Genomic DNA, 12,631 nt, shown 5'->3' with positions numbered 1-12,631 from the left:
AACGCCCCCTTAAAGTACTTAACTGGCAAACACCTTACCAAGTGATGCTGACTAATTTGTCAAAAAATTCGGATTAAATTTGCAATCTACCTAAAAAATACATTAATATGACACCAAGCGACTATCGGAACGCATTCGGTGGTAAATTTATTAATACGCCAAAAGTAGACCCTGAAATACCTGTCCCCGGATACATTAAGCATTCCGAGTAACCTAAAAGAGGTTCCAACACTTCAATTTCTGAAGTGGTTGGAACCTCTCTTTACACTGCGATCTATTTAATCCAAGCCTGCAGGCCAGCCGCTAACAAGCCGCCTAACAACGGTCCAAACATCGGGACCCAAGCGTAATTCCATTCGGCGGAACCACCATTAGGCACCGGCAGGATGGTGTAGGCCAGCCGCGGGCTCCAATCCCGGGCCGGATTAATGGCGAACCCGGTCGTACTCCCCAGGCACATCCCAATCGTCATGATTAGAATCCCCACCATAAACGGCTTCAGCCCTTGCGTGAAGTCTCCCATGTTCAGGAGAATAAAGATGAAGGCCCAAGTCGCCACGACTTCGGAAACGAAATTGAAGAAGGGATTCTTAATCGCCGGCCGCGTGGCGAAGATCCCGACGCAATTGCCAGCGTTTTCATTCGGTGTCGCTTTAAAATGCGGGTAAAATTGGAAAATGGCAATGGCCGCCCCGACGAAGGCCCCCAAGAACTGGCCCGCCAAGTATGGGAGCACTTGGGACCACGGGAAGAATCCAAACGCCGCGAAACCAATGGTCACGGCCGGATTCAAATGCCCGTCCGAGCCGAGCATGCCGGCAACGTAGACGCCCATCGTTACCGCCATCCCCCAAGCCACGCTGACAAACGTCCAGTTACTCCCGGTCGCGTACGTCTTCTTGAGGTTGATTCCGGCCCCAGTCCCGGTCCCTAATAGGATTAAAATCAGGGTCCCGAAGAACTCTCCAATAAAACCATTCATAAAATGACACCCACCTTATTATATTTTAAAACGGAAATTTTAGACTATTCATAGTCTACCATAACTGTCAGGCTATGGGGCGCTTGATTTCTAGCCAATCACCCGATTATCACAATGATTATAAATTCACCCAACCCTTGTAATATTACGAAGACCCGCCAAAGCGTAACGGCAATAATACCCGGGCGTAACGCTGCTGTAAAACTTTAGGGCTATCTTAGATGTTGTACTAAAGCGATGACAATCTTTACATAATAAGGGATGGATATATTGATGAATTTTAAAAAAATGGGTTTAGCCGTTGCCTTCGCAGCCGCGTTAGTTCCGGCAATCAGCTTGGGCACGACCACGGCTCACGCCAACAGTACCAACACCATTGTTAGCACCAGCAATATGACGGACACGTCCTACGTCCGCAAGAGCGCGACCGGTTGGACCTACAACCTGGGGGGCACCGCCGCTAACATGACTTTCGGCAAGAAGACCCACTACTTAAAGAATTATCCGAATACGACTTGGCACGCCACCAAGAAGCGTTACATTATCAAGAAGAACGGCGTCAAGTACCTCTACTATTACGTCACCAACGGCCGTAAGACGGCTTCCGGTTGGATCTGGCACGGCTACCTGCAAAAGAAGAGCTACGCCCACACCACGACCAGTAGCACGTCCACAACCGGTAACGGCACTTACGCGTCCATCCTGAAGGCGGCTAAGGCGCAGTTGGGCAAGCCTTACGTTTACGGTGGCAATGGCCCGAGTTCCTTTGACTGCTCCGGCTTCACGAAGTACGTCTTCAACAAGGCAATCGGCCAAACCTTACCACGGACGGCACAGGAACAATACAACGCCTACACGCACGTGAGCGCTAAGAACGCCCAACCCGGCGATCTGATCTTCTTTGGGACCAGCGCCAACAACATCACCCACTGTGGGATTTACCTGGGCAACAACAAGATGATCGATGCCCAACTCCGCGGCGTCATCACCGAGGCCACGAACGTTTCCTGGTGGCACACGGTCGGCTACTCCCGGCCCGCAACGTTAAGTTAAGTTCTGACAAGAGTTTGAGCCAAGGCGCTCAAGCTCTTTTTTTTGATAAAAAGAGCGCCAACTCTCATCGGAGTTGACGCCCTTCGTTTCTATTTAGACTGAACCTATGCTGGCGAAACATCCATGTTCTTGTTACCGCCATTCAAAATCTTGAAGAAACTAGCCAGTTCCTTCTTCCGGTAAGCGGCCGGGACGAATTCACGGATGGTCTCCAAATCAAAGCCGGTCGCTAACTTATTGCGGTCGACCACAATCGGGTTCTTTAAGATCCCCGGGTTCTTCTGCAACAAGTCAACGAGCTCATTCATCCCCATGTCTTGAACGGAGTCCGGTAAAGCCTTGTAGGCCTTGGACCGCGTGGAAATCAGATCGTCGGTGCCGTCTTCCGTCAGGGATAACATGTATAAAATTTCGTCACGAGTTAATGGTTGTTTTTTGATGTCACGAGCAGTAAAGATGGCGTCGTGGTTAGCCAGCCACTTCATTGCCTTCGTTACCGCAGTAGTCTTAGCATGAAAGTACATTTTAATCATAGAATCGCCCTCCAATTATCTTCTCTTCGATGAGGTACCAGATTTAGCACTCTTTTGTTGGAGTGCTAATTTATATTTCTTATTGTACACCACAATGAGAAATGATGAAACCCATTACCCTCAGTGAATCCTACCTCTTAAGACTTTCGCAAGATTCTCGCAAACCCGTGATAGAATAACAATCCCGGTCCGGCGGGCTTAGTCTAACCTTACCAACCGAATCCAACCTTTTTAGGACCGAAAGATGAAAATTTTATGAATTTGTGAGGGCTTACATTTTTGAAGTCCTCATGAAAGCTTAACCCCGCGTAAGCGGCCAAGCCCCCATCGAGGTTGGAAACAGTGTACCATTTTTCATGGCAAATTACCCTTGATTTCGATCAATAATCGAAAAAAAAGATCCGCCGCAACCGAAAATCGGCGGTCCACGGTATTCAGCGTATTTTTAATAGGCATCTGGCCAAAGGCTGAAAGTTCCAAAATAGGCCGCAACCTTTGGCAATCTTGGACCGCAACTAATAACGATGGTCATTTAGCATCGTTAAGCGCGGCCTCTATCGAGGGGAGGACGGCGAATGGACAAATGGTTCACGACCTTTTCAGATGTCGTCATAAATAAGTCCGATTGCGACGCTTCGCTCAGACAACTGGGCATCGTGAACCCCGACTAAAAAGCCCTCCCCTAGCCATTAATTTTGGCTTAGAGGAGGGCTGTTAAATGAATTAAAACTAAATTATGAGTCTAAATCAAAGGCGAGTGCCCGGGTCCACAAACCGTTATCCATCTGGTAGTAAGTTGAGACTTTCCCATTGGAATCCGTCCGCTTAACTCGGTGCGTAATGGTTACCCGTCGTTCCGTGATATCGGCCGTCGTTCCCTTTTGCTTGGCCAACAGTGGATCATCAAATGGCCGCGTGTAAACAGGGTAAACCTTCATCAGATTGAATTCCCGGTCGTAGGTCTCACTCTTGAAGGTATCAAACTTCAAGGCACCCTTACGAATCCAGTATTTCTTAGCATTGGCGTTCTTACTGAAGCGAATCCGGTACCACTTACCGGTATCGGCATTGGCCCGCATATCAATATAAACCCGCTTGCTCTTGATTGATTTCCAGTTAAACTTCAAGATATTCCAGTTCTTATGACCCCGAATGTGGTTATAAACCGAATACGTCTTGTACTTCGATGCTAACTGCGCGTGTTGCGTGGCCAACCCTGAATAGTACTTTTCAGACTTGTTGGTCTGCTTACGTTTCTTGAGTTTTTGCGACGTGGCGTTGCTGACAGATGTATTGGTAATCGTTTGTTGCGTTGACACCGTGGTCTTCTTCGGCTTCGTCTTCTTAATCGTATTCTTGGCAATCTTGATCGAATCGCCCGTCAAAGAAAAGTTACTCTTCACGAACGAAGCGCCCTTCTTCTGGGTTGTCACCTTGTTGCCCGTAATGGAAACGTCGGTCATCGGATTATCCGTATCGGCACTATCCAAGAAGATGTATTGCTTGGTTGGATTAACGTTGGTAAACGTATTATCCTCGATATTTAAGTTGGTCATGCTGTAGTTTGGTTCTGAATTATATAAGTAGATGTAATTTCCGGAGCCCAAAACGTGTTGGTTAATGAACTTATTTCCGGTAATCCACAGGTCGGAGATCCCCTTAAAATGAATCGTGGCAACGCCATCATCCATCAGTGGTTTAGGGTCGACAACCGTGTTGTTGGTGAAGTAGACGTTATGGATAATCCCCGCCTTACCATGGCCATAGATGGCGTGTTCGCCAATTGGATTAGGTGCGTAGGATTGGACTTGCCCGGACTTTTTGGAAACCGGTAAGAATTGGTTCTTGTTGACCTTAACGTCATAAGTAGGGAGGTTATCGTACTGGTCACCCGGGTTCTTGTACGACATTGCTTTTTTATTGGAGTAATCAACCTGGATAGCTTCCTTAAAGTCTTGTGACCCATTGAATCCGGTAAAGACGGAATTCGTGATATTGATGTCATGACTCCCATCTAGATCAATGTAGTGTCCGGTCGGTGATTCGGCGTTGTCAAAGACACACTTATCAAAGGTGATATTCGTGGCGTGGTGGACACTTTGCGTGAAGACACTTTGCCCCAATTTAGTATTGTCCCCTTGGAACGTGGCGCCTTCCCACTTAACATTGCTAATCCCGCCATCGTAGCCGGCTTCAGGACTCGGATAGACGAAGTTCACGCGGTTACCTGACGTAATCCGGAAGACCGCACCCTTATCGAACTTAAATGTAATATTCGAATGGAGCTTGATGTTCCCCGCGTCAAAAATGTAAGTCCCTTTAGGCACGTGAACCGTGAGATCATCGCTGTCCCACTTGTCCAGCATATCCTGTAACGCCTCGTTGTTAACGGTCTTAGCGTTGCCGACCATGCCTTGATGTTGCGCATTAATCGTCGTTGCCGCCTGCGCCACAATGGTGTTTGTCGGCTGTACCGTTCCCGGAAAACCATTCAGTCCCAGAACGGTCGCCCCCATTGCAACCGTAACCAGTAGACCGAGTTTTACCCTCAAATTCAAAAAATCCCCTCCAGTTTAAAATTCTTCCAACAGTTTCATTATAGCTAAGACATCAAAGCGTTGGGTCATCTTAACCAAATTGTCACACGAATGAAAGATTCTAGTCGCAAAAGGGGATTTCTTTTCAATTGTCAATTAAATTTAACAGCTTACATTAATTTGGCGATATCAGCGTGTAAGCCATCTAGGCGTTCGACCACTTGGCCACGAACCGTCGTGTAGACTCTGACACCATCCGGCGTGAGCTTCAGGTTGTGTTGACGACGATCAACCGTTGAAGCGATACTTTCAATTAAACCAGCCCGTAATAAACGTGAGATTTGCCCAGAAATCATCGACTTAGAAACGCCGATTTGGCCAGCAAATTTCGTAGGCGTAAATTCTTCGCGCTGAGTCGTGATAGCATGTAACAAGTTGAATTGCTCCAGAGAAATCGTAACTTCCTCCGTTTTAATCGTTGTTACTGGCCGCATAATCTTTTGGAGTTGGGAAAACCATTCCAAGGATTGGTTTAAATCGTTAGTTTGCGTCATTTTTTGCTTTCTTCCTTTCCAGTTGAGCTATAAGGCAGCGTAGAAAAAACACGTTACTATTCTTACCCGCTAACCATTTATTATAACCCTCATTTTCAGCCTTTATGTTACCGATTCATTAATAGTTTATAGCATTACGAATGAAAAAACTAGTGATACGCAATCATTTTGTCATATTTCTTCCAGATTAGAACATTGAATTCAGAAACAGAAGTCCGTATGATTAAAGTTAAGAAAAATTAAATCATTGAGGAGCTTGGTATGACAAGAATTAAAATGATTGCGACCGATGTTGATGGGACTTTCTTAAATCAGGAACGCCACTACAATCAGGCGCGGTTTGCAAAGCAACTTCACCAACTAACAGCCGCTGGTATTCGCTTTGTCGTGGCCAGTGGCAACCACCTAGGCCACCTTCACCGCGTCTTCGCGCCCACACCGGCCGTCCAGACCTTCGTGGCGGAGAATGGCGGTCTGATCGTTGACCAGGGGCACACCCTGTTCGAAGACGTTATCCCTACGCCGACCGTCCACCAGATTGTCGCCGCTATTCTCGCCGATGAGTCGCTACGGCCGCAGGTCCTTCGGTTATCCGGCGCCCACGGAACCTACATCAATCGCCGCGACCACCCCAGTGACCCGGTGGCCCAGAATTACTTCTTCAATAATATCGTACTGGTGGACGACCTCACCCAAGTTGAAGATGTCTTCTATAAAATCAACGGCGAGTGGCCCAACGATACCATCCAACACGTGGCCGCACGCTTGAACCAGCGTTTCCCCGGCCAAATCAATGCCATGGCTAGCGGCTTTGGTAGTATCGATATCGTGGCCGCCCACATGAATAAGGCCGTGGGCATCACCCAGCTCGCCAAATCCTGGGGCCTGACGCCCGCAGAGGTGGCGGCCTTTGGTGACAATGATAACGACCGCGACATGTTGGCCCACGTGGGTTTAGGGGTGGCCATGCGAAATGGCACGGACACGGTCAAGGCCGTCGCCGACCTCGTGACACCCACCGACAATAACCATGACGGGGTACTCAACGTCATTGACGCTATTTTAGCAGGTGAAGTTTAAAGTCAACTAAATTTTCAGTCGCTAACCCAATTAAGGTTAGCGGCTTTTTAGTCTCCCCAAACGGCTTGACCGATCAGACGCCACATTCTGGGCAAGGCGTGCAATTGACGATGGCTGGTCCGTGGCACGTGAATTTCTCGATACTGCCAGGAACTACCGGCCAGAATGGCTCGTAAGGCCGTGGCCTGATGAACCGGCACCGAACCGTCCGTTAGCCGCCCTGGCAGCGTGCCATAGACGTTTATCACCTGACCACGATAACTGGTTCGTAATTGGTGACGGGCCGCTCTCAGGCGCTCGTAGGCCGCATCAGGGTGGTCCCCCGGTTGGCTCTCGTCAACCGGCGTCCCCAGTAGGACCAATCGGCGTAAGTGTGGCAAATCCGGCTGGTGGCCGTATAACACCAAGCTGTGGACCGCCGCACTGCCGCCCCACGAGTGGCCAACCAGGTTGTACACGGTCACGCCGTAGCGCTGGTGGAGATCCCGCAGAATCGCGGTAATCCACCGAATCTGTGGCTGGTAGTCGCGCGTCAGGCTGTGATCGAACAGCACCTGAATCAGTGGATTGGTGGCCGTTGTCTCCCAATCCCCGACAAAATGGCGATTCCCGTGACGATCCACGCGAATCGTTAAGACTTTATGGGCATAGCCTTGTTGCGCCAGCCACCGAAGCAACCGATTGTAGGTCCACGCCTGACCACCCCACCCCGGAATAAAGAGCGTGGGCGTTGGCGCATAGACCACATCGGAACGGCGACGCGACAGGGGTTGCGGTGCGACCGCTAGACGACTAATCCATCGATAACCTAACCAACCGCCCGCGATACTCGCGGCTAGCCACTGCCATTTGCGTGCCAATCCAATCCCCCCTAAACTAATCTATTATGCCAGTTCTTTTAGTTGCGCACAAGTGAAATTTCGTTCGCTGTATAATTGCTAAGCTGAACAATCGCTCTTAAAAATTTATCCGCACAAAGTATTTTTCGAAACAAAACGCCCATATATCAAGGATACTCGCATCATCCAGCATCTGATATCGTGACTTTCATCCCAACTTCATTTGACAATTATACGGATAAAAATATAGAATAGAGCCAGAAATGAAAACGCTTTAATCTATAGAAATCGAGGACTTGCTCATGAAAACTGCTACGACGAAATGGGATACTTATCAGAATCAAGCTGTCACCGAATATACGATTGAAAACAAGAACGGCGTTAAACTTGGCATCTTAAGCTGGGGCGCAACCTTACATACGCTGTCCGTGCCAACCGACAAGGGCGACAAGAATTTGGTGTTATCTTACCACAAAATGGAAGACTACCTCTCTAATCCGTTCTACGTTTGCATGGGAATCGGCCGGATTGGCGGTCGGCTCGGCGGGGGTACCTTCGAGATGGGCGGTAAGACCTACACCGTTGACACCAACGAAGGCAAGGACACCACGCTTCACGGAGGTCCACATGGCTTTAACACGGTCAACTGGGACGGCGAAATCGACGATAGCGATGACAACGAAGCCAAGATTATCTTGAGCCACACGTTTAAGTCCAGCGACGACTCCTTCCCTGGTGATTTAACCGCCAAGATGATCTACTCTCTGGACAACAACGACCGGGTTAACCTGAAGTTCGAAGCCAACTCAACGGCCTTGACCCTCTTCAACCCAACGTTACACGTCTACTTCAACCTGAGTGACGACCAACTCATCTCTGGTCAAACGCTTCAAATCAACGCCAAGGAACACTTGGAAGTCACCAGCGAAAAGATTCCAACCGGGAACTTCATCCAAAATGCCGGCACGCCATTCGACTTCTCTAAGGGCCAAAACCTAGGCGAGGCCATTCGCGGCATGCAAGACACCACCGAAAAAGGATTCGATGACCTGTTCCACGTTGAACCCGCCGCTGACAACAAGATTGCCGAATTGAGCGACCCACAATCCAACCGCTCCGTCACCATCAAGTCGAGCCGTAATGGTCTGGTGGTCTTCACCGCCAACTCCTTCACGTCCGACATGAAACTGGCTACCGGTGCTGGCCAACCTTACATGGGGGTTGCCTTGGAAGCCCAAACTTTGTCAGACACGCCACACCATCCAAACTTCGGGGACGTTTCCATCCCTGCCGGCAAGACCCAAACCTACGAGATTGCCTACGAAGTTAAGTATTAATCTAAACGAATTTAAATTGAAAACCACCACGCCGCTAACGGTGTGGTGGTTTTTTGTGTCTAACCTTGATTAAAAGTCATCGTTTACAGTTTCGTAGTGGAAAGCAGCCGCCTTGCCGTTCGCCAAATATGGGTTGGATCGCGGTGGGCGGACCGGACCGAGCCTGAGAGGCGGTCTCGGCCTCGCTTTGAGCCGACAGCCCATGTCTCAAAGACGCCAGTTCCCTAAGCGGCATGAACCGTGCCACTAAGGGAACTCCCACGGCTGAACCCCTATTTGGCTCACTCACGGCTACGAGAGTGCTGGCCAGCAACCAGTGGCTTAACCCGACGTAACGACTGATTTGCCGACAAACTTTGATGTTATTGGTAAGCACTACCTCTGGCTGACGCAGGCGACTGGTTTCATTAATTTTAGTGGACAGAAACCGTCGTTACAGGAAGCAACGCGTTAATTCTACCTTCAACCTCTAGACCTTGATTTTTGATCGTCATCGGCAATTAACGAATCGCCTGGACATACTTCGCGTTGGCCGTCACATAACCGCCGGCCACGTGATACCGTAGCGTCCCGAATTTTGCGAAGTTATTCGGTTGCGAGTAGGCCCACCCCAGGACCTTTACCCGTTTCTTAGCGGCATAACTCCCCCGCTTACCGGTCAGATTGACCGTCCGGTAGCGGTTAATCGTGGTCTTGGTCCGAATGTAGGCCGGTGTCGAAGTCTTCTGGGTCGTGACCAGCTTGCGATTGGCGGTCACGTAGGTGCCGTTACTCAGCTTAAACCGGGTGGTGAGGCGATAGTGTTTTAAGCCGGTGACCTTCAGCGTGGTGCCTTGACGATAATGGGTGACCCGCTTCTTCAAGCCCACCTGACGATAGGCCGTAACCCCGGCCGGATTGATGACGGTAACCTTAGTCGCCTTCTTCTGGTAGTAGACCGGCACGGTGTATCGGCTGTTAGCCGTGATGTAGCCGGTCTTTCCCGTCGTCTTGCTGTGATGATTGACATCCTTCACCAGGTAACGCGCGCGACCGTTAACGGACTGGGCGTATCCCGTGACGACAAACATTGGCCGGTTAATCCGCGGCTGCTTAACGTACTTGGCCTGACGCTCTGCATGCTTAAAGGTTGGCCGCTGATAGAGATAGATTGGCTTGACGGCGTAGACCACACTACCCTTGGGTGCCACGGCTTGGTCGGCCTCATCGGATGTCTCGGATGCGGATGTCGTCGAGCTGGAAGTTTCGTCCGGCAGGGTGGTGTCAGTCCCCGGCGTCTGGGTAGTCGATGAGGAATCGGAAGACTCGTCTGGGGCTTTTTGCCAAGCAACCGGATAATATTGCACGCCATCGGTAGTCAGCTCGCTACCATCAGCATATTCAATAGGTGCAACATCCGGATAATTCTCTGTGAGGTATTCTTGATCTATCATTATATATTTTATATTAGGTGTAATTCCTTTAACCAAAGCATCTGTACCGTCCATAGTGAGTTTATGAGAATCATTGGAATAGACGTAAGTACTCGTCTGCACGGGTTCACCATCTAATCCCTTAACCTGTGCCGGTAAGCGAACTTCCGTATCCTGTGTAAAAGTATCGGGATCAATATACGTCTTCTGTGGAGCAACTTCTACTTCACCGATGGCTAACAAATCAATCGGCGCAAATTGCTTAAAAAAAGTAAAATCTGATAATCGTTGATGGGCCACTGTAACTCTAATTCCATCAGTAAGCGTATTAGGTCTCAGACTAGAAAATTTAGCAAATAGAGGCTTCAGCTTTTGAATATCAGTATCAGTTAAGCCACCAAAGTTCTGGTATTTAGTAACACCAGAGATTCTAAGACTTCGCATGGATGATTGTGTCGGATCGGTCATGAAATTTATGTCATTCAAATCCGTAAAATCTCCATTGTGCATATTATCTTGCTGAAAATTAAAGCTACCAGAAACCGGTAATCCCTTAAACGGTGCTAGGGAAACGCCACTCTTAAGTGATACCTGAATGCTGACCCCGATCCCATTCGGCAATTCCTGTAGGCTCTGTAGGCCTTCTACTGAAGTGAGCAAAATTGGCGTTGTTGCATTTTGATCATACTCTGATAACTTGAAATAGTTTAACGCTAACTGTTTCCCAGAGTAGTTCCGAATCTCGCCATAAGTCACCGGACCGGCCACGCCTAATCCATTCGCCACGATTTTTTCCAAAGTTGGGTCGCCAAATTCCACCTGGTCCTGATCGGCATGCGGTTCCGTCGTCGTTTGACCGGTTGTCGGCTCGTCCGCGGCCTGGGCCGGGACCTGCGTCATCGCCACCCCGCCAACCGTCATCACCGTGCCTAACAGACCCGCCAGCAAGAATTGTTTCATCTGATTGTGTGCCTTCATAGTTAATCCCCCCCCGATTAATAAATCCAAAACACATCCTAGCTTTAGCTTAACATCCGCCATCGTTTCCCCCCGTAGATAAGTTTAACAACTAACTGGTATGGGCCACCGCCTGACGAATGGTGTGCGCGTAACCCCGTGACTTTCCTTGCGGGCCAAACGATTTCGGCCATCTAGTGGACCCACCATTCGCCCAAATCACGGAGTTAGTTAATTTCATAATCAATGCCCTTAACTAATTATAAAATCCCTTCCTAACCAACATCAATGACGCCCAATCACGGCTTGAAGTCGAATTCGTTGACAGTCTTCAACCGAAAATGCTATGCTAATCAGAACGTAATTATTACTATTTATCAAAAAGGAGCTACTTGTATTCATGGCTAAGAAGTCAAAAATTGCTAAAGAAAAACGGATTGAAGCAACCGTTGCGAAGTACGCCGATCGACGCGCAGAACTGAAGGCAGCTGGCGACTACGCCGCACTGGCGCTGCTACCACGAAATGCCTCCCCTGTTCGAATTCATCACCGCGACCACTTGGATGGCCGGCCACACGCTTACATGCGGAAATTCGGCCTATCTCGCCTGAACTTCCGGCAATTGGCCCACGAAGGGAAGATTCCCGGCGTGCGTAAGGCTAGCTGGTAAGCTTCATCTCATTCAACTTGTTTTTACCATCCACGGCAACTCGGCACCAGTCGGGTTTGACGTGGATTTTCCTTTGCTCTAAACTAAACTCATGATTGTAACCAAAGGAGCTTTTCACATGACAGAAGTCTTAACCGTGATTCGGGAATTCGATGTCTTCGGTAACGGGAACCAAACGCCCTACGGCATCGACACCCCCAAGATTAACGTTCAATTCGTGGGGGTCAGCCCCGCCATGGCCTTCGACACCAACAACCAACCGAAGCTGTCCCGGCAAAACGAACGACAACTCCGGACCATCGAGGAATCCCTGCGTCGCGATTTTCACGACCAGATGGCGGCCCTAGACGGCAACGACCTGACCCAGAACTTACAGGTCATTCAGGCCCTCATCACCAGCTTCAAGACGCGCCTGGAACAAGACTTACTGGTCGACCAACAACTCGAGTTAGAAAGCCTCACTACTACCGGTGAATGGCTGACCTTCTGGCAAGACGATGGCCCGCTAACCCAGATTAAGGCCCAGCAACAGGAGAACCTGCCACAAGATTTCTAAGCGCAAACAACACCAAAAATCACCATTTTCCGGAACGCTCAGGTCCCGTGAAAATGGTGATTTTTTGTCGATTTTATAAACAAGGTGAGGCTTTCAAAAGTCGTCACGCGTGATTTTCAAT

At 49.2% G+C, this 12,631-nt stretch carries 11 protein-coding genes; 5 read left to right on the top strand and 6 right to left on the bottom strand.

Annotated features, from left to right (window positions below; translation table 11 throughout):
- Positions 1-274 precede the first annotated feature (274 nt).
- A complete protein-coding gene (locus V8I28_RS11910) occupies positions 275-982 on the bottom strand; it encodes an MIP/aquaporin family protein (RefSeq protein ID WP_341780310.1) in 708 nt (235 codons plus the stop codon).
- A 273-nt stretch (positions 983-1,255) separates the two neighbouring features.
- Between V8I28_RS11910 and V8I28_RS11905 the strand changes: the two genes are divergently transcribed.
- Complete coding sequence (locus V8I28_RS11905) at positions 1,256-2,035, top strand: C40 family peptidase (protein ID WP_341780309.1); 780 nt, start codon at positions 1,256-1,258, stop codon at positions 2,033-2,035.
- Positions 2,036-2,139: 104 nt separating this feature from the next.
- Here V8I28_RS11905 and V8I28_RS11900 read toward each other — a convergent pair whose 3' ends face one another.
- The 3 genes from V8I28_RS11900 to V8I28_RS11890 all read right to left on the bottom strand — a co-directional run bounded on the left by V8I28_RS11900 (position 2,140) and on the right by V8I28_RS11890 (position 5,659).
- Positions 2,140-2,568 carry a Spx/MgsR family RNA polymerase-binding regulatory protein gene (locus V8I28_RS11900; RefSeq protein WP_168898496.1) on the bottom strand — a complete coding sequence of 143 codons (429 nt, stop codon included), beginning with the start codon at positions 2,566-2,568 and terminating at the stop codon, positions 2,140-2,142.
- 734 nt (positions 2,569-3,302) lie between these two features.
- Positions 3,303-5,126, bottom strand: a complete 1,824-nt coding sequence (locus V8I28_RS11895) for an N-acetylmuramoyl-L-alanine amidase (RefSeq protein WP_341780308.1) — start codon at positions 5,124-5,126, stop codon at positions 3,303-3,305.
- 149 nt (positions 5,127-5,275) lie between these two features.
- Positions 5,276-5,659 (bottom strand): MarR family winged helix-turn-helix transcriptional regulator, encoded by a 384-nt coding sequence (locus V8I28_RS11890; protein ID WP_341780307.1) that lies wholly within the window; start codon positions 5,657-5,659, stop codon positions 5,276-5,278.
- Positions 5,660-5,920: 261 nt separating this feature from the next.
- On the opposite strand from V8I28_RS11890, the gene V8I28_RS11885 reads away from it, so the two are divergent.
- Positions 5,921-6,739 carry a Cof-type HAD-IIB family hydrolase gene (locus V8I28_RS11885; protein ID WP_341780306.1) on the top strand — a complete coding sequence of 273 codons (819 nt, stop codon included), beginning with the start codon at positions 5,921-5,923 and terminating at the stop codon, positions 6,737-6,739.
- A 47-nt stretch (positions 6,740-6,786) separates the two neighbouring features.
- Here the strand turns inward: V8I28_RS11885 and V8I28_RS11880 are convergent, their stop codons facing one another.
- Complete coding sequence (locus tag V8I28_RS11880) at positions 6,787-7,599, bottom strand: alpha/beta hydrolase (protein ID WP_341780305.1); 813 nt, start codon at positions 7,597-7,599, stop codon at positions 6,787-6,789.
- Positions 7,600-7,880: 281 nt separating this feature from the next.
- On the opposite strand from V8I28_RS11880, the gene V8I28_RS11875 reads away from it, so the two are divergent.
- On the top strand, positions 7,881-8,915 hold the full coding sequence (locus tag V8I28_RS11875) for an aldose epimerase family protein (RefSeq protein ID WP_341780304.1): 1,035 nt from the start codon (positions 7,881-7,883) through the stop codon (positions 8,913-8,915).
- A 500-nt stretch (positions 8,916-9,415) separates the two neighbouring features.
- Here V8I28_RS11875 and V8I28_RS11870 read toward each other — a convergent pair whose 3' ends face one another.
- A complete protein-coding gene (locus tag V8I28_RS11870; protein WP_341780303.1) occupies positions 9,416-11,305 on the bottom strand; it encodes a DUF5776 domain-containing protein in 1,890 nt (629 codons plus the stop codon).
- A gap of 379 nt (positions 11,306-11,684) precedes the next feature.
- On the opposite strand from V8I28_RS11870, the gene rpsN reads away from it, so the two are divergent.
- Together rpsN and V8I28_RS11860 are read left to right on the top strand one after the other, a co-directional pair.
- The gene (rpsN, locus tag V8I28_RS11865; RefSeq protein ID WP_341780302.1) at positions 11,685-11,954 is read left to right on the top strand and encodes a 30S ribosomal protein S14; all 270 of its coding nucleotides are present in this window, start codon (positions 11,685-11,687) and stop codon (positions 11,952-11,954) included.
- A 118-nt stretch (positions 11,955-12,072) separates the two neighbouring features.
- The gene (locus tag V8I28_RS11860) at positions 12,073-12,510 is read left to right on the top strand and encodes a hypothetical protein (RefSeq protein ID WP_341780301.1); all 438 of its coding nucleotides are present in this window, start codon (positions 12,073-12,075) and stop codon (positions 12,508-12,510) included.
- Positions 12,511-12,631: the final 121 nt, after the last annotated feature.

This window comes from Levilactobacillus sp. HBUAS70063, from assembly GCF_038374745.1.
Lineage (GTDB): Bacteria > Bacillota > Bacilli > Lactobacillales > Lactobacillaceae > Levilactobacillus.
Note: the sequence above shows the minus strand (reverse complement) of the source record. Positions and strands in the feature narration are given on the sequence as shown.